14 protein-coding genes are annotated in these 18,223 nt (G+C 61.5%); 10 read left to right on the top strand and 4 right to left on the bottom strand.

Annotation, left to right across the window (positions count from 1 at the left end):
* The first annotated feature begins 157 nt into the window (after positions 1-157).
* From ACNYC6_RS18820 to ACNYC6_RS18790, 7 genes are all read left to right on the top strand, one after another.
* Positions 158-1,723 (top strand): MBOAT family O-acyltransferase, encoded by a 1,566-nt coding sequence (locus ACNYC6_RS18820; protein ID WP_419708650.1) that lies wholly within the window; start codon positions 158-160, stop codon positions 1,721-1,723.
* Between the two features lie 11 nt (positions 1,724-1,734).
* On the top strand, positions 1,735-2,910 hold the full coding sequence (locus ACNYC6_RS18815; protein ID WP_419708649.1) for an alginate O-acetyltransferase: 1,176 nt from the start codon (positions 1,735-1,737) through the stop codon (positions 2,908-2,910).
* Between the two features lie 17 nt (positions 2,911-2,927).
* On the top strand, positions 2,928-3,584 hold the full coding sequence (locus ACNYC6_RS18810; RefSeq protein WP_338582885.1) for an alginate O-acetyltransferase AlgF: 657 nt from the start codon (positions 2,928-2,930) through the stop codon (positions 3,582-3,584).
* Positions 3,585-3,723: 139 nt separating this feature from the next.
* On the top strand, positions 3,724-5,175 hold the full coding sequence (locus ACNYC6_RS18805) for a mannose-1-phosphate guanylyltransferase/mannose-6-phosphate isomerase (protein ID WP_419708648.1): 1,452 nt from the start codon (positions 3,724-3,726) through the stop codon (positions 5,173-5,175).
* A 196-nt stretch (positions 5,176-5,371) separates the two neighbouring features.
* Positions 5,372-5,836: a multidrug transporter gene (locus ACNYC6_RS18800; protein ID WP_419708647.1), complete on the top strand. Its 465-nt coding sequence runs from the start codon at positions 5,372-5,374 to the stop codon at positions 5,834-5,836.
* A gap of 46 nt (positions 5,837-5,882) precedes the next feature.
* Entirely contained in the window at positions 5,883-6,707 is an 825-nt protein-coding gene (locus ACNYC6_RS18795) for an SDR family oxidoreductase (RefSeq protein ID WP_419708646.1), read from the top strand.
* A 120-nt stretch (positions 6,708-6,827) separates the two neighbouring features.
* Positions 6,828-7,226 carry a DUF4440 domain-containing protein gene (locus ACNYC6_RS18790; RefSeq protein ID WP_419708645.1) on the top strand — a complete coding sequence of 133 codons (399 nt, stop codon included), beginning with the start codon at positions 6,828-6,830 and terminating at the stop codon, positions 7,224-7,226.
* Positions 7,227-7,235: 9 nt separating this feature from the next.
* Here ACNYC6_RS18790 and ACNYC6_RS18785 read toward each other — a convergent pair whose 3' ends face one another.
* The 4 genes from ACNYC6_RS18785 to ACNYC6_RS18770 all read right to left on the bottom strand — a co-directional run bounded on the left by ACNYC6_RS18785 (position 7,236) and on the right by ACNYC6_RS18770 (position 12,131).
* Positions 7,236-8,099 (bottom strand): efflux RND transporter periplasmic adaptor subunit, encoded by an 864-nt coding sequence (locus ACNYC6_RS18785; protein ID WP_419708644.1) that lies wholly within the window; start codon positions 8,097-8,099, stop codon positions 7,236-7,238.
* A 10-nt stretch (positions 8,100-8,109) separates the two neighbouring features.
* Positions 8,110-8,310 carry a DUF1656 domain-containing protein gene (locus ACNYC6_RS18780; protein ID WP_419708643.1) on the bottom strand — a complete coding sequence of 67 codons (201 nt, stop codon included), beginning with the start codon at positions 8,308-8,310 and terminating at the stop codon, positions 8,110-8,112.
* Positions 8,300-10,492 (bottom strand): FUSC family protein, encoded by a 2,193-nt coding sequence (locus ACNYC6_RS18775; protein WP_419708642.1) that lies wholly within the window; start codon positions 10,490-10,492, stop codon positions 8,300-8,302. The genes ACNYC6_RS18780 and ACNYC6_RS18775 overlap by 11 nt, the downstream gene beginning before the upstream one ends.
* 139 nt (positions 10,493-10,631) lie before the next feature.
* Positions 10,632-12,131 (bottom strand): efflux transporter outer membrane subunit, encoded by a 1,500-nt coding sequence (locus ACNYC6_RS18770; RefSeq protein ID WP_419708641.1) that lies wholly within the window; start codon positions 12,129-12,131, stop codon positions 10,632-10,634.
* Positions 12,132-12,320: 189 nt separating this feature from the next.
* Here ACNYC6_RS18770 and ACNYC6_RS18765 point away from each other — a divergent pair, with 189 nt between their 5' ends.
* The 3 genes from ACNYC6_RS18765 (at position 12,321) to ACNYC6_RS18755 (ending at position 18,216) form a co-directional block, all read left to right on the top strand.
* Complete coding sequence (locus ACNYC6_RS18765; RefSeq protein ID WP_419708640.1) at positions 12,321-13,289, top strand: LysR family transcriptional regulator; 969 nt, start codon at positions 12,321-12,323, stop codon at positions 13,287-13,289.
* Positions 13,290-13,957: 668 nt separating this feature from the next.
* Complete coding sequence (locus ACNYC6_RS18760; protein WP_338582898.1) at positions 13,958-15,118, top strand: efflux RND transporter periplasmic adaptor subunit; 1,161 nt, start codon at positions 13,958-13,960, stop codon at positions 15,116-15,118.
* Entirely contained in the window at positions 15,115-18,216 is a 3,102-nt protein-coding gene (locus tag ACNYC6_RS18755) for a multidrug efflux RND transporter permease subunit (protein ID WP_419708639.1), read from the top strand. The genes ACNYC6_RS18760 and ACNYC6_RS18755 overlap by 4 nt, the downstream gene beginning before the upstream one ends.
* The last annotated feature ends 7 nt before the right edge of the window (positions 18,217-18,223 follow it).

Raw genomic sequence — 18,223 nt, 5'->3', positions numbered from 1 at the left:
CATCGATGCTGAATGTCAGACCGCAATCGCGAGCAGGCTCGCTCCCACAGGTTAAGTGTCAGGTGTGAGTTTTTTGTGTGATGCCCCCCGTTTTTTCGTGGGGGGTTTGGGGGGGCCGTTGGCCCTTGACTGTTGGTTCAAACAAGGAGAGATCGGGATGGTTTTTTCGTCCAACGTGTTCCTGTTTTTGTTCTTGCCGATCTTTCTCGGCCTGTACTACCTGAGCGGGCAACGCTATCGCAATTTGCTGCTGCTGATTGCCAGCTACATGTTCTACGCCTGGTGGCGTGTGGACTTCCTCGCACTGTTCGCAGCGGTCACGCTGTGGAACTACTGGATCGGCCTGAAAGTCGGCGCCGCGGGCGTGCGGACCAAACCGGCGCAGCGCTGGTTGCTGCTCGGCGTGGCCGTCGACCTGTGCATCCTCGGCTACTTCAAGTACGCCAACTTCGGCGTCGACAGCATCAACGCGATGATGACGTCGGTCGGTCTGGAGCCGTTCATCCTGACCCACGTGCTGTTGCCAATCGGGATCTCGTTCTACATCTTCGAGTCGATCAGCTACATCATCGACGTCTACCGTGGTGATACCCCGGCGACCCGCAACCTGATCGACTTCGCGGCATTCGTGGCGATCTTCCCGCACCTGATCGCCGGCCCGGTGCTGCGCTTCCGCGACCTGGCGGATCAGTTCAACAACCGCACCCACACCCTCGACAAATTCTCCGAGGGTTGCACGCGGTTCATGCAGGGTTTCATCAAGAAGGTCTTCATCGCCGACACCCTCGCGGTGGTGGCCGACCATTGCTTCGCCCTGCAAAACCCGACCACCGGTGATGCCTGGCTCGGCGCCCTCGCCTACACCGCGCAGTTGTATTTCGACTTCTCCGGTTACAGCGACATGGCCATCGGTCTGGGCTTGATGATGGGTTTCCGCTTCATGGAAAACTTCAAGCAGCCGTACATCAGCCAGTCGATCACCGAGTTCTGGCGTCGCTGGCACATCAGCCTGTCGACCTGGCTGCGTGACTATCTGTACATCACGCTGGGCGGTAACCGCAAAGGCACGCTGACGACCTATCGCAACCTGTTCCTGACCATGCTGCTCGGTGGTCTGTGGCACGGCGCGAACATCACCTACATCGTCTGGGGTGCGTGGCACGGCATGTGGCTGGCGATCGAAAAAGCCCTCGGCCTGAACACTTCGCCGCGCAGCTTCAACCCGATCCGCTGGGCACTGACCTTCCTGCTGGTCGTGATGGGCTGGGTGATCTTCCGCGCAGAAAACCTGCACGTCGCCGGTCGCATGTACGGCGCGATGTTCAGCTTCGGCGACTGGTCGCTGTCGGAACTCAACCAGGCCAGCCTCACCGGCCTGCAAGTGGCGACCCTGATCGTGGCTTACGTGACTCTGGCGTTCTTCGGCCTGCGCGACTTCTACAGCAATCAGCCGCCAGCCAAGACCAAGCCTGCGGTGAACGTCGACAGCGACGGACCGGCCGCCAGCGAACCCGGCCTGATCAAAGCCGCGCCTGGGGATAACCCGGCGAGCATCCACCAGCCTGGCTACACCGTCGGCGTCGATGCCCAGGTGCAACCGGCCTACTGGACCGCTGACTGGTCGCGTTACGCAATGCGTGCGCTGGTGCTGCTGCTGTTCATCGCCTCGATTCTCAAACTCTCGGCGCAAAGCTTCTCGCCGTTCCTTTACTTCCAGTTCTGAGGGATCTGACCATGACCCGCTCATTACGCATCTTCTACATCGCCCTGTTCCTGGTGACGCTGCTCGCCCTGGGCGTGTGGTCGGTTCGCAGCTTCATGGGCTTCAGCACCAACGCCGACGCGACGGTGCTCAACGGCCGCTGGACCAAGGCTGTAGAGACCCACTACGACGACGAGTTTCCGATCAAGCGCCTGGGCACCAACCTTTGGGCTGCGCTGGACTTCAAGCTGTTCAACGAAGGTCGTCCGGGCGTGGTGCTCGGTCGCGACCAGTGGCTGTACAGCGATGAAGAATTCCACCCGATCGTCAACGAAGAGCTGAACCTGCAAGGCAACTACGCGCTGGTCGAAGGCGTACGCCAGACCTTGAAAGCCAAAGGCGTGCAACTGGTCATGGCGGTGGTGCCGGCCAAGGTGCGCCTGTACCCGGAACACCTCGGTGAGGTGAAACCGGCCAGCATCCACACCAACCTCTACAAGGATTTCCATCAGCGCCTTGCCGCCGACCGGATTCCTGCGCCTGACCTGCTCGGCCCGTTGCAACAGGCCAAGCAGAACGGCAAGCAAGTGTTCCTGCGCACCGACACCCACTGGACCCCGGAAGGTGCCGAGATCGCGGCGAACAAGTTGGCCAAGACCATCGCCGACAAATTCCCGCTCAGCGGCAACCCGCAAAACTTCGTCACCGAACCGGCGGAAACCGTCACGCATAAGGGTGACCTGCGCCTGTTCCTGCCACTGGACCCGCTGTTCGAAAACCTGATGCCGGCGCAAGAACCTTTGCAAAAGCGCAACACCGTTGCAGCCGGAGACCAGCCGGCCGGTGACGACGCCCTGTTCGCCAACACCGAAGTGCCGGTGGCCCTGATTGGCACCAGCTACAGCGCCAACCCCAACTGGAACTTCGTCGGCGCACTGAAACAAGCCCTGCGCAGCGACGTGGTCAATTATGCCGAAGACGGCCATGGCCCGATTCTGCCGATGCTCAGCTACCTGAAAAGCGATGCCTTCAAGAACAGCCCTCCACAAGTGCTGATCTGGGAGTTTCCTGAACGATATCTGCCTGTGAACAACGAAATCGGCGACGCCGACCCGCAGTGGGTCGCAGAGCTCAAACAAGCCGGCGCGCGCCAACAAAACGTAGCAATCAACACTAAATCCGAGACGCCCGACCGGGCGCAAAACTGAAAGAGAGAGGTACTTCCATGACTTTCAAGACTACTCCTCGTCGTCTCGCCAAGACCTTTGCACTGGTTGCTGGTATGAGTGTGCTCTCGATGCAGGCCTTCGCCGCTGGCGACGCCGCACTGTATGGCCCGACGGCGCCGAAAGGTTCGAGCTTCGTGCGTATCTACAACGCCAGTAACGCCGAAGTCAGCGCCACCGTCGGCAGCACCAACCTGAGTGATGTCGCGCCGCTGTCGAGCAGTGACTTCAGCTTCATGCCGGGCGGGGACTACAGCGCCAAGGTCGGCAGCCAGAGCCTGCCGGTGAAACTGGCCGGCGATCACTATTACACCCTGGTCAACAACGCCAGCGGCGCGCCGCAACTGATCGAGGAGCCGCCGTTCAAGAACAAGCAGAAATCCCTGGTGCGCGTGCAGAACCTCAGCGACAAGACGCTGACCCTGAAAACCGCCGACGGCAAGACCGACGTAGTGCCTAACGTGGCCGCCAAAGGCCGTGGCGAGCGTGAAATCAACCCAGTGAAAGTCAGCCTGGCGCTATACGATGGTGCAACGAAAGTCGGCGACGTGAAACCGGTCGCCCTGGAACGCGGTGAAGCGGCAGTGCTGTACGTCACCGGTAACGGCAGCAGCCTGTCGCCTGTCTGGGTGAAACGCCCGGTGTCGACGCGCTAATCAATTTCCCGAACTGACCCGGCGCTCTGTGGGAGCCGGTCTGCCGGCGATGCAGGTACTCGATGTAACGAGTTGATGCAATCGCTAGCAGGCTAGCTCCCACACAGGCCTAACCAAACGATTTTCAAGGAGTAACAACATGATTCCGGTGATCTTGTCAGGTGGTAGCGGCTCACGTCTTTGGCCGCTTTCCCGTAAGCAATTCCCGAAACAGTTCCTGGCCCTGACCGGCGAACACACCCTGTTCCAGCAAACCCTGGAGCGCCTGGTGTTCGAAGGCATGGACACGCCGATCGTGGTCTGTAACAAGGACCATCGTTTCATCGTCAACGAGCAGTTGGCTGCGCGCAAGCTGGAAACCCAACGCATCCTGATGGAACCGTTTGGTCGCAACACCGCGCCGGCCGTGGCCCTGACCGCGATGATGCTGGTCAATGAAGGTCGCGACGAGTTGATGCTGGTGCTGCCGGCTGACCACGTGCTCGAAGACCAGAAAGCCCTGCAACGCGCCCTGGCCCTGGCCACCGTCGCCGCCGAAAACGGCGAAATGGTGCTGTTCGGCGTACCGGCCACCAAACCGGAAACGGGCTATGGCTACATCAAGTCGACCAATGATTCGCTGCTGCCGGAAGGCGTCAGCCGTGTGTCGCACTTCGTCGAAAAACCGGACGTGAAACGCGCTACCGAATACGTCCAGTCCGGCGGCTACTTCTGGAACAGCGGCATGTTCCTGTTCCGCGCCAGCCGCTTCCTCGAAGAACTGAAAAAGCACGATCCGGACATCTACGACACCTGCCTGCTGACCCTCGAACGCAGCCACCAGGATGCCGACACCATCACTTTCGACGAAGCCACCTTCGCCTGCTGCCCGGACAATTCCATCGACTATTCGGTGATGGAAAAAACCCAACGCGCCTGTGTGGTGCCGCTGACCGCCGGCTGGAGCGACGTCGGCTGCTGGTCGTCGCTGTGGGAAGTCAATGCAAAAGACGCCAACGGCAACGTCACCAAGGGCGACGTGGTGATCCAGGACAGCAAGAACTGCATGATCCACGGCAACGGCAAACTGGTGTCGGTGATCGGTCTGGAAAACATCGTCGTGGTGGAAACCAAGGACGCCATGATGATCGCGCACAAGGACAAGGTCCAAGGCGTGAAACAGATGGTCAACACCCTCAACGAACAGGGCCGCAGCGAAACCCAGAACCACTGCGAAGTCTATCGTCCGTGGGGCTCCTACGACTCGGTGGACATGGGCGGCCGTTTCCAGGTCAAGCACATCTCGGTCAAGCCGGGCGCGTGCCTGTCGCTGCAAATGCACCACCACCGCGCCGAACACTGGATCGTCGTCAGCGGCACCGCTGAAGTGACCTGCGATGAGAACGTGTTCCTGCTCACCGAGAACCAGTCGACCTACATTCCGATCGCTTCGGTCCACCGCTTGCGTAACCCGGGCAAGATTCCGTTGGAGATCATCGAAGTGCAATCGGGCAGCTATCTGGGCGAAGACGATATCGAGCGGTTTGAAGATATCTACGGTCGTTCGACCCCGATCGAGCGTGGCGTGTCGGTGAAAACCATCGCGCAGTAACGCTCAGTAAGACTTGAGCCCCCGCACCATCGGCTGCGTTCCCTATCCGCAGCAGGTGGGTCGGGGGCTTTTTTTGCCGTGAGTTTTTGTGGTGCCTTGGCGGGCCTCATCACAGGCACCACAAAAATCTCGCCCATCGCCAACCCCACCTGCGCTTAGGTAGGATGGAGCTCTCCATTCCCGAGGTTGGCGCGTCATGTTCATCGGCATCCTGTTGGTCATCACCTGGCTGATCCTGTTGCTGCGCTATCCGGCCAAGGCCTTGCCCGTGTCCGTCGCTGCCGCTGTGGGCCTGGGCATCGTCGCCACTTGGGTGATCTGGATGGACCACCGCGAACTCAAGCAACTGCAACGCCTGGAGTTGCGCATCAGCTACGCGCCGCAGCACTGCCCCGCCGACCGGCCGCTGCAACTGACCATGAACAACGGCAACGACGTACCGCTGACCGAACTACGCTGGCGGGTTGCTGCCTATGCACCGGGCGATACGATCAACCTCGCCGACAACCAATACACCGCCCCACGCTATCGCGGCCCCGGCGAACTGCAGGCCGGCGGCAACTGGGAAGACTGTTTGCCGCTGCCGCCGCTGCGTCCCGGCTACCGCCCGGAAACCCTGGAGTTTCGCGCCGAGCGATTGCAGGGTAGTTTCTCCGACTGAGCTTTCCCCACAGAGCCTCCCCCACTTTTTGCACAAGGACCGCGCCATGCCCGTTGCGTTGATTACCGGTTGTTCCAGCGGCATCGGCCGCGCCCTGGCCGATGCGTTCAAGGCTGCCGGCTATGAAGTCTGGGCCAGTGCCCGCAAGGCTGACGATGTAGCGCTGTTGAGCACGGCAGGTTTCACGGCCGTGCAACTGGACGTCAACGACGGCGTCGCCCTTGAACAGCTCAGCGAACAGATCAATCAAATACACGGCGGCCTCGACGTGTTGATCAACAACGCCGGTTACGGCGCCATGGGCCCATTGCTCGATGGCGGCGTGCAGGCGATGCAACGCCAGTTCGAAACCAATGTGTTCGCCATCGTCGGCGTCACCCGCGCGATGTTCCCGGTGCTGCGTCGGACCAAAGGTCTGGTCGTGAATATCGGCAGCGTTTCGGGTGTGTTGGTCACGCCGTTCGCCGGTGCCTACTGCGCGTCAAAAGCCGCCGTGCATGCCTTGAGCGATGCACTGCGCATGGAGCTGGCGCCGTTCGGCGTGCGGGTCATGGAAGTCCAGCCCGGCGCCATCGCCTCCAGTTTCGCCAAGAATGCCGGCCACGAAGCCGAGCAATTGATCAGCGAGCAATCACCGTGGTTCCCGCTGCGCGAAGGCATTCGCGCCCGGGCCAAGGCCTCCCAGGACAACCCGACCCCGGCCAGTGAATTTGCCGCCGGGTTGCTCAAGGCCGTGCAAACGAGCAAACCACCGCGACTGATTCGTCTGGGCAATGGCAGTCGTGCATTGCCGCTGCTCGCCGGGCTGCTGCCCAAGGGGTTGCTGGAATCGGGATTGATGAAGCGGTTCGGGTTGCGTGGGCAGCTCTGAGGCCGGGTCGACCCCATCGCGAGCAGGCTCGCTCCCACATTGAAATGCGTTCCCCTGTAGGAGCGAGCCTGCTCGCGATGACGTCAGAACAGACACTGCACAACTTCAGGAATGACTTGCATGACCGACTACACCGAATACTTCGACGAAGTGATCCAGGCCCACGTGGCCATCGAACAATGGCTGGCCGAAGAACGGGACGCGTCCGAGCTCGAAAAACTGCTGACACGGTTTTCACCGCAGTTCTCCATGGTCTCGCCGCTTGGCCGGGTGCTGGATTTTGACGCGCTGAACGAGTTGTTCACGCTGGCGGGCGGCAAGAAGCTCGGCTTTCGCATCGAACTCAGCGAGTTGCGCGGCATTGCGCTCCACGAGGGTGGCGCGACCGTGAGTTATCGCGAGCAACAAACCGATGCAACCGGGTTGCACTCGGATCGTCGCTCCACGGTCGTGTTCGAGAAACAGGCGGATGGCCGGGTGATCTGGCGGCATTTGCATGAGACGTTTTGCAAGGAGTGAACCTCTGTCTTATGCGCCATCACCTTGCTTCACCACCACCGTACACGTAATCCCCGCCGCCAACAGCACGCCCTCCGGCACTTCATCGATGTGAATGCGCACCGGCACTCGTTGCGCCAGGCGCACCCAGTTGAAGGTCGGGTTCACGTCGGCGATCAGTTCGCGGCTCTCCGGGTTGTCGCGGTCGTAGATGCCGCGCGAAATGCTTTCCACATGGCCCTTGAGCACTTCGCCGCTCATCAGTTGCATGTCGGCCTTATCACCAACGCGAACATGGGGCAGTTTGGTTTCTTCGAAGAAGCCGTAGACCCAGAACGAATTCATGTCGACCACCGCCATTTTCGCCTCGCCGATACGCGCATAGTCGCCGCGATGCACATTGAGGTTGGTGACGTAACCGTCCACTGCGGCGCGCACTTCAGTGCGTTTGAGGTTGAGTTCGGCGGCTTCCAGTTGCGCCTGAGCCTGCTGATAATCGGCCAGGGCCGAGTCGGCGAGGTTGCTGGCGTCATCGCGGTTTTCCCGGGAGATCACCAGGTTGTCCATGTCAGCGCGGCGATGGGCGTTGACCTTGCGCATCTCCCAACTGGCCTTGCGCGAGGCCACCAGCGACTGCGCCTGTTTGACCGCGAGGCGGTAGTGCTCGGGGTCGATCTGCATCAGCAGGTCGCCCTTCTTTACCAACTGGTTATCGCGCACCGGGATGTTCACCACTTCACCGGTGACGTCGGCGGCGACGTTGATGATGTCGGCGCGCACCCGGCCATCGCGGGTCCACGGGGTTTCCATGTAATGCACCCACAGGGTCCGGCCGATCCCTATCGCCAGCGCCAGCACCAGCAGGGTCGCGAGCAAGCTGAAAAACTTTTTCATCGGAGCGTTCTCAACGGTAGACAGTCAGCGCCATGGCGCCGAACAGACAGGTAAACAGACTCAGGCGCAGCAGCGCCGGGTGCCAAAAGAAGCGGTACAGATCGAATCCGGACAGGAACCGGTCCAGCGCCCAGGCCACCATCGCGGCCATCAAAAACATCAGGGTCATGGTCGGCATGTACACGCCGTGGAAGGCGATTTCACGGGGCATGTTCAAGTCCTTCAGGCTTGGCAATGGCGTAGGCGGCAAGCGGCGATTGCGGGTCGAGCAATGAGGTGCGGATGAAGTGCAGGTAACTCTTCACCCGACGCAACGCCGAGGTGTCGAAATGCGGGGCGAACGGTTCGTCGGTGGACTGCACGCGGCTGATGGCGTGGTCGACAGCGACCAGTGCGCGCTCGAGGTTGCTCGCGTTAGGCTGCAGAAAAAGCCGCACCAGCGAGCGCCCCATCACCCGGATCGACTGGCGCCACGGCTGGGATTCGGCATAGGCCGGATGCACCGGCAGGATCGCCTGTTCCTTGCGCAACTCGATGATCGCGTGACCGACCTCCAGCACCACGAACATCCAGCGCAGCAGATTGCGCTGCACCTGAGGCTGGCCCGCTGCGAAACCATAGGCCTGGTGCACCAGGTCGCGAGTGCGGCTTTCGAAACTCGACGCCAGGCCCTTGAGCTTGCCGCTGATGGCGTACACCACCTGAGCACGCAGGTCCTGCTCAAGCCGGCGCCACAGCCAGCGACTGTTGGGCGGCAGAATGATCGCCCCGGCCGCCGCGCATACCAGCATGCCGAGCACCATGGCGATGTAGTCGTTGATGAAGGTGTAGGGGTTGTAGACGGTCAGGTTGTCCGGCACCGAACCGGTGCTGAAGAAGATCAGCAAACCGAGCCCGACCCCGGCGTATTGCGGCCGCGACGCGAGGAACGAACCGAGCACAATCACCGGCGCGAGCATCACGCACAGCAACGGAAAACCGTCGATCCACGGGAAGATGAAAAACATCTCGACGAAGCCGATCAACGCCCCGAGCAACGTGCCGCACGCCATCTGGAACGCCATGCGCTTGGGGTTCGGCGTGGCGGCAGACAAGCCCACGGTGGCGGCCGCGATCAGGGTCATGGTCGCCCCGCTGGGCCATGCCGTGGCCACCCAATAACTGCCCAATACAACGAGGATGAACGCCGCGCGAATCCCCGACGCCGCAGCAGCCATCCAGTTGGTTTGCGGGGTGAACGGCTCGTCCCATTGCTCGCGCGCATGGCTGTGATCGGCCAGGGATGCGTGGGTCTGTGCATAACTGTGCAGCTCATCGACAAAGCGATAGAGCAATTCGTAAGCGGTGTGGAAATCCAGAAGCTCAGCGTCGCTCGGATCGCTCTCCTGGAACATCGCCCGCAAGCTGCGCACCTGCGCCGGCAAGCCTTCCTTGTAAGCCGTCAGCGCCGTGACCAGCCGCGCGGCATCGGCGCTGGTCAGGGCGCGGCCGCTGAAGCCATCGAGCAATTCGGCCAGATCCTGCAAACCCGGCTTGATCGCCGCCACCGCATGATCGGTGCCGCTGCTGCGCAGGCGCTCCAGCAACTGGTGCAAGGCGTTGAAGCGGGTGGTGATGCCCATGAACTCGCTGTTCAAACGACTGAGCCGACCGTTGCGTCGACGCATGTGCGGATCTTCGAACACGGTGACGCTGCGCAATCCTTCCAGGCCCACGGCCTCAGCGATGAAGCGCACGTTGCTGGCTTCGAACGCCTCCGGCCGACTGCGGCCGCGCAAGCCGTCAGTGACGAACAAGGCGAACACGCCGAAGCGCTGATACAAGGCATTGCGCATGGCGGCGCTGGCGGATTGCGGCAGGATCGCGGCGCTGACCAGGGTTGAGCAGAGAATCCCCAGTGAGATTTCCAGCACTCGCCACACCGCCATCATGAAGGCACCGTCGGGATGCGCCAGCGCCGGCAGTCCAACCATTGCGGCGGTATAGCCGGCCAGCACAAAACCGTAGGCGCGAAAATTACGGCTGCGCGCCGCGCCGGCCGTGCAGATGCCAACCCAGATCGCCAGCGAGCCGAGAAACAGCTCGGTGTTCTGCGCAAACAGGGCAATCAACGCCACCATCACCGCCGACCCGGCCAGGGTGCCGAGGAAGCGATAGAAACTCTTGGCGAACACCTGACCGCTTTGCGGCTGCATGACGATGAACACGGTGATCATCGCCGTGCGCGGCTGCGGCAACTCCAGGCGCATGGCCAGCCACAGCGTGAGGAACGCCGCGATCAACACCTTGAAAATGTACACCCAGGTCACACCGTCGCTGCGTGCCCAGTCGAAGAAACCCCGGCGCCATTCGAGGGAATACAGCCAGCGCAAGGGTGCGGGCAAGGGAGTCATGAAATCCTGCTCATCAACATTCGATAAAAACCCGGCCCCTGTGGGAGCCAGCCTGCTGGCGATAGCGGAATATCGGTCGACACCCATGTTGGATGTGCCGCCCTCATCGCCAGCAGGCTGGCTCCCACAGGTATGACATTCACCTCAGCAGAACCGGGGTTTTCGGTGGCTGGGTTTGTTCGGCTTTCGGCACATCGTTGCCGGCACCCAGTCCACCGCCGAGGGCCGTCACCAACTCGGCATGGGCACTCAAACGTGCCGCCTGCACCTGCTGCTGCACTTGCTGCTGTTTGAACAGCAAGGTCTGGGCGTTGAGCACGTTGAGGTAATCGGTGAGGCCGCGCTGGTAGGCGATCATGGCGATGTCGTAGGTCTTCTGCGCAGTGGCTACCGATTCGGCGGCGAAGGCCTGCTGCTTGTTCATCGACTCGCGGCGGATCAACTGGTCGGAAATGTTTTTCAGCGCGTTGACCAGGGTCTGGTTGTAATGCGCGACGGCGATGTCATACCCGGCCGAGGCTTCACCCAGCTCCGAGCGCAAACGCCCGCCGTCGAAGATCGGCAGGGAAATTGCCGGGCCGACGCTGTAGTTGAGTTTCTTGCCGGTCAAAAACTCCAGCGCCCCACCACCGGTTGCCATGTAGCCGAGGCTGCCAACCAGATCGACGTTGGGATAAAACCCGGCATGGGCGACATCGATGCCCCGTGCCTGCGCCGCCACTTGCCAGCGACTGGCAACCACGTCCGGACGCTGGCCGAGCAATTGCGCGGGCAACGACGACGGCAGTTTCAACGCGGCGGCCAATGACAGCGTCGGCCGTTGTAACTGCGCACCGTCCCCCGGCCCTTTTCCAGCGAGCGCGGCGAGCTGGTTGCGGCTCAGGGCGATTTCTTCATCCAGCGCATCGATTTGCCGGTGGGTTTCCGGCAGCGGTGTCTCGGCCTGACTGACTTCGAAATGGGTGCCAATGCCACCGTTCAAGCGTTTCTGCGCCAACTCAAGAATCTGCTGTTGCTGCTGCAAAGTCGCTTCGACGATGTCCCGCTGTGCGTAATGCAACGACAGTTCGATGTAGACCCGCACGATGTTGCTCTGCAATTCGAGCTGGGCCTGACGCGCTTCGGCGACGCTCATGTGGGCCATGTCCACCGCACGCTCGGTGGCATTGCTTTCGCGGCCCCAGAGGTCAAGCGCATAACTGAAGCCCAGCGCGGCGTTGTTGTCCCAAGTCGTGGTGTTGGCCAGATCCCCCGGCCCGTAGAACTGATCGGTGGGCCAGTTGTGGCGCTTGAGGGTGGACTCGCCGTTGATCTGCAACGACTCGGCCGCTTCGGCAATACCAGCCATCGATTTCGCCTGCCGAACCCGTGCGGCGGCCATGGCCATGGTCGGACTGCCTTGTACGGCCAGATCGATCCAACGGTTCAGTTGCGGATCGCCATAGGCCTGCCACCATTGCACGGTGGGCCAATGCGCATCCTGGGCGGCGCTCTGGATGGCTTCGTCGGTGGCCAGAGAATTGACCTCCAGCGCCTTGCCCTGCGGGGCAATACCTCCGGTTCCGATGCAGCCGCCGATTGCCAGGGATAAAGCCAAAACACTGAGCGGCTGAAGCGCTCTGCTGATGCGACGCGGCACTGCTGCGATTTCCTGAGGTGGGGAGTTTTGCGAATTGCGCAATTCTATGGGGCGGCCTGAATGGCGATAAGCTGGGATTCCTGTGAATCTTTGTTACCGTTAACGAGATAATCCGTAAGTCATCCTTAGTCGCCTGTAAAAAAACAGAAACTTCGTGTCACAATTTGCCATTCGCCTAGAGAGCACCCCATGGACACTTTGCAAAACATGCGCGCCTTCAGTTACGTGGCCGAGGCCGGCAGCTTCACCGCCGCCGCCGTGCAACTGGACACCACCACCGCCAACGTCTCGCGCGCGGTCTCCAACCTGGAAGCCCACCTGCAAACCCGTCTGCTCAACCGAACGACCCGGCGCATCGCCCTGACCGAAGCCGGCAAGCGCTACCTGCTGCGTTGCGAGCAGATCCTGGCTTACGTTGAAGAAGCCGAAGCCGAGGCCAGCGACGCCCACGCCCGCCCGGCCGGGCAACTGAAAGTGCACACCATGACCGGCATCGGTCAGCACTTCGTGATCGACGCCATCGCCCGCTATCGTAAAACCCACCCGGACGTGACCTTCGACCTGACCATGGCCAACCGTGTGCCGGACTTGCTGGACGAGGGTTACGACGTGTCCATCGTCCTCGCCCGCGAACTGCCGGACTCGGGCTTCGTCTCCCAGCGCCTGGGCATCACTTACAGCATCGTTTGCGCCTCCCCGGCCTACGTCAAAGCCAACGGCTGCGCACAAAAACCCGGCGACCTGCTCAACCACGCCTGCCTGCGCCTGGTGAGCCCGGTCATCCCCCTGGAAAAATGGGCCTTCGACGGCCCCGACGGCCAGGAAATGGTCACCATCAACAGCTCACCGTTCCTGGTGAACTCCGCCGACGCGATGAAATCGGCGATCACCAGCGGCATGGGCGTCGGCGTTCTGCCGCTGTACGCCGCCATCGACGGCTTGCGCGACGGCACGCTGGTGCGCGTCATGCCCAAATACCGCTCGCAGGAACTGAACCTGTATGCGATCTACCCTTCGCGGCAATATCTGGATGCGAAGATCAAGACCTGGGTGGAGTATCTGCGGGGGTCGCTGCCGGAGTTGTTGGCGGCGCATCAGGCGGAATTGGCGGCGTATGAACTGAGCGGGAGTCTGGGTGGGGTTCGGGTGGCGAATTGATGCGCATACCTATAGGCGCGAGCCTGCTCGCGAAAAACCTGAGGGTACCGAGGTGAATCCGGTTTCCCGCGTTATCGTTAACGTCCATCGCGAGCAGGCTCGCTCCTACAGTTGATTTGCATGCACCTGCAAGAAATTGGTCGACTGGCAGGCTGGCTCCCACAGTTGAGCAAAGCGGTGTACACCCAAGCTCTTCACCACTCCACAGGCCGAGCGTTAGCTCGCCTGCCGCTTTTGATCCACCCGCCCCATCGGCAGGCTGAGTGGAGGCGTTCAACCGGGGGTGGGCGCGCAGCGCCGTGCGGCGAAGCCGCACACATCGAGAGGAGGTCGTCGCGAAGCAGACCGGAGGCGATGCCCCCGGATGAATGCCGGAGCGAAGGAACACCGAGCTCTAGCGAGGTGCCGTACGTAAGGGGCGAGCGTTTTTTTGCTTACTTTTTTGAGGCGTTTGTCAAAAAAGCGAGTCGCCGTAAGGGCGAAACCCTAAGCCGCCGTGACCGCAGCAACGGATATGTACCCACTCAACCCACAGCATGGTCGGCCCAGAGGCCGCCAAGGCCCAAACTGACAACGCCGTCAGTTAGCCGTCACCTTCCCGACCCCCAAACAGGTTTATAAAGGAACATACCCTTCGCCCAAAAAACCAGTCCTGGCGCCCCACTCGCATGCGAATCCAGCAAAAACCCGCCCTGCTCGTCGCCCTCCTGATCATCCTGGCAGCGCTGGGCCTGTGGTACGCCACCAAACCCGCCAAGGCAAAACTCGCCGCACCCACCGCCATCCCTGTCCGCGTGGTCAGCGTCGCTGAAAAAGACGTCCCGCGCTTCGTCAGCGGTATCGGCTCGGTCCTGTCCCTGCACAGCGTGGTCGTGCGCCCGCAAATCGACGGCATCCTCACCAAAATCATGGTCAAGGAAGGCCAACTGGTGAAAAAAGGCGACCTGCTGGCCACCATCGACGACCGCTCGATCCGCGCCAGTCTCGATCAGGCCCAGGCACAACTCGGCGAAAGCCAGGCGCAACTGCAAGTGGCACTGGTCAACCTCAAGCGTTACAAGCTGCTGAGTGTCGACGACGGCGTCTCCAAGCAGACCTACGACCAGCAACAAGCACTGGTCAACCAGCTGAAGGCCACCGCCCAAGGCAATCAGGCTTCAATCGACGCCGCTCAGGTGCAATTGTCCTACACGCAGATTCGTTCCCCGGTGACCGGCCGCGTCGGTATTCGTACCGTGGACGAAGGCAACTTCCTGCGCATGACCGACACCCAGGGCCTGTTCACCGTCACCCAGATCGACCCGATCGCCGTCGAGTTCTCCCTGCCGCAGCAAATGCTGCCGACCCTGCAAGGTTTGATCAGCGATCCGCAACACGCTCAGGTAAAGGCCTACATCGGTGCCGATACCGACGGTGAAACCGGCAATTTGTTGGGCGAAGGTCATCTGACGCTGATCGACAACCAGATTAACGCCAACACCGGCACCATCCGCGCCAAGGCCGAATTCAACAATGCCGGGCAGAAGCTCTGGCCGGGCCTGCTGGTGACGGTAAAGATTCAGACAGCACTGGATAAAGATGCGCTGGTCGTACCGCCCAACGTCGTACAACGTGGCCTCGATCAGCACTTCGTCTATCGCCTCAATGGCGACAAAGTCGAAACCGTGCCGGTGCAAATGGTCTATCAGGACAGCGGCCAGAACATCATCAAAGGCGTACAGCCTGGGGATAAGTTGGTCAGCGACGGTCAGTCGCGACTCAAGCCCGGCTCAACGGTGCAGGTGCTGACCGATCCGCCGCAAGTGGTGCAATCGGAGTCGACACCATGAAAGGCCATGGTTCGGTTTCAGCCTGGTGCATCGATCACCCGGTGGCGACCATTCTGCTGACCTTTGCCCTGGTGCTGCTGGGCGTGATCGCGTTCCCGCGTCTGCCCATCGCGCCGCTGCCGGAAGCAGAATTCCCGACCATCCAGGTCGCGGCACAACTGCCCGGCGCCAGCCCGGAAACCATGGCGTCGTCGGTCGCCACGCCTCTGGAAGTGCAATTCAGCGCCATTCCCGGCGTGACCCAGATGACGTCGAGCAGTGCCTTGGGCTCAACCAACCTGACCCTGCAATTCACCCTCGACAAGAGCATCGACACCGCCGCCCAGGAAGTGCAGGCCGCGATCAACACCGCCGCCGGCAAGCTGCCCAAGGACATGCCCAACCTGCCGACCTGGCGCAAGGTCAACCCGGCCGACAGCCCGGTGCTGATCCTCAGCGTCAACTCCTCGTTGATGCCCGGCCCTGAGCTCAGCGACCTGACCGAAACCCTGTTGTCCCGTCAGCTCAGTCAGGTTGACGGTGTAGGACAGGTCGCCATTACCGGTCAGCAACGTCCGGCGATTCGGGTCCAGGTCTCGGCGGATAAACTGGCGGCCATCGGCCTGACCCTGGCCGACATCCGCCTGGCGATCCAGCAAACCAGTCTCAACCTGGCCAAAGGAGCGCTGTACGGCGACTCGAGCATTTCGACACTGTCCACCAACGACCAACTCTTCCATCCCGACGAATACAGCCAGTTGATCGTTTCCTACAAGGATGGCGCACCGGTTCACCTCAAGGATGTCGCCAAGGTGGTCAACGGTTCGGAAGATGCCTACGTGCAGGCCTGGGCAGGATCGCAGCCGGGCGTGAACCTGGTGATCTTCCGCCAACCCGGCGCCAACATCGTCGAGACTGTGGACCGCATCCAAGCGGCGTTGCCGGCGCTGGAAGCGATGTTGCCGGCCTCGGTGCAGGTCAAGGTGCTGATCGACCGCACCCAGACCATCCGCGCGTCCTTGCATGAAGTGGAAATCACCCTGCTGATTGCCGTCATGCTGGTGGTGGCGGTGATGGCGTTGTTCCTGCGTCAACTGTCGGCCACGTTGATTGTGTCGGCGGTACTCGGCGTGTCGCTGATCGCCAGTTTTGCCCTGATGTATGTGATGGGCTTCAGCCTCAACAACCTGACACTGGTGGCGATCGTGGTGGCCGTGGGGTTTGTGGTCGACGATGCGATCGTGGTGGTGGAAAACATTCACCGCCATCTGGAGGCCGGCGACGGCATGCGCGAGGCGGCGATCAAAGGCGCCGGGGAAATCGGTTTTACCGTGGTGTCGATCAGCTTCTCGCTGGTGGCGGCGTTCATTCCGCTGCTGTTCATGGGCGGCGTGGTCGGGCGACTGTTCAAGGAGTTCGCCCTGACCGCTACCTCGACCATCATGATTTCGGTGGTGGTGTCCCTGACCTTGGCGCCAACCCTGGCCGCGTTGTTCATGCGTGCGCCGGTGCATCATGCCCATGACAAACCGGGCTTCGGTGAACGCCTGTTGGCCTGGTACGAAAAAGGCCTGCGCCGCGCCCTCGCCCACCAGAAAGCCATGATCGGCGTGTTTGCGTTGTCGCTGGGCCTGGCCGTCGCCGGGTACATCTTTATACCCAAGGGTTTCTTTCCGATCCAGGACACCGGTTTTGTCCTCGGCACCACGGAAGCAGCTGCTGACATTTCCTACGGCGACATGGTGAAAAAACACCTGGCGATGGCCGAAATCGTTGCTGCCGACCCCGCGGTCGAAACCTTCTCGCACGCGGTCGGTGTGTCCGGGAGTAACCAGACCATCGCCAACGGCCGGTTCTGGATCACTCTGAAAAAACGTGGCGACCGCGACGTTTCCGCCAGCCAGTTCATCGACCGGATTCGCCCGCAATTGATGAAAGTGCCGGGCATCGTCCTGTACCTGCGTGCCGGGCAAGACATCAACCTCAGCTCCGGCCCGAGCCGCGCCCAGTACCAATATGTGCTCAAGAGCAACGATGGCCCGACCCTCAGCACCTGGACCCAGCGCCTGACGGAAAAACTGCGCGCCAACCCGGCGTTCCGCGATATTTCCAATGATCTGCAACTGGGCGGCAGCATCACTCACATCAGCATCGATCGCAGCGCCGCGGCGCGTTTTGGCCTGACCGCCAGCGATGTCGACGAAGCGCTGTACGACGCCTTCGGCCAACGGCAGATCAACGAATTCCAGACCCAGATCAACCAGTACAACGTGATCCTGGAACTGGACACCCAGCAACGTGGCAAGGCCGAAAGCCTCAACTACTTCTACTTGCGCTCGCCCCTGAGCGGCGAGATGGTGCCGCTCTCGGCGCTGGCCAAATTCGATGCACCGACCATCGGCCCGCTGTCCATCGCCCACGACGGCATGTTCCCCGCCGCCAACCTGTCGTTCAACCTGGCGCCCGGCGTGGCGCTGGGTGACGCGGTGATCATGCTCAATCAGGCCAAGGCCGAGATCGGCATGCCGGCGGCCATCAGTGGTAATTTCCAGGGCGCGGCGCAGGCGTTCCAGAGTTCGCTGGCCAGCCAGCCGTGGCTGATTCTCGCGGCGCTGGTGGCGGTGTACATCATTCTCGGTGTGCTCTACGAGAGCTTCGTGCATCCGCTGACGATCATTTCGACCTTGCCATCGGCCGGCCTCGGCGCCGTGATCATGCTGTGGATCTGCGGCCAGGACTTTTCGATCATGGCGCTGATCGGGCTAGTGCTGTTGATCGGTATCGTGAAGAAAAACGGCATCCTGATGATCGACTTCGCCCTTGAAGCGCAGCGCAATGGAGGCTTGTCGCCGGAAGAGGCGATCTTCAAGGCCTGTATCACGCGTTTCCGACCGATCATCATGACCACCCTCGCCGCCCTGCTCGGTGCGCTGCCGCTGATGCTCGGCTATGGCACCGGCGCCGAACTGCGCCAACCCTTGGGGATCGCGGTGGTCGGTGGCTTGCTGGTGAGCCAGGCGCTGACGCTGTTCACCACGCCGGTCATATACTTGTGGCTGGAGCGTTTATTTCATAGGCCCAAACCTTCGCCCGTACCGGCGCTGGCGACCACAGACTGAGGCGGGG

The organism is Pseudomonas sp. NFX224 (assembly GCF_048565165.1).
Lineage (GTDB): Bacteria > Pseudomonadota > Gammaproteobacteria > Pseudomonadales > Pseudomonadaceae > Aquipseudomonas.
Note: the sequence above shows the minus strand (reverse complement) of the source record. Positions and strands in the feature narration are given on the sequence as shown.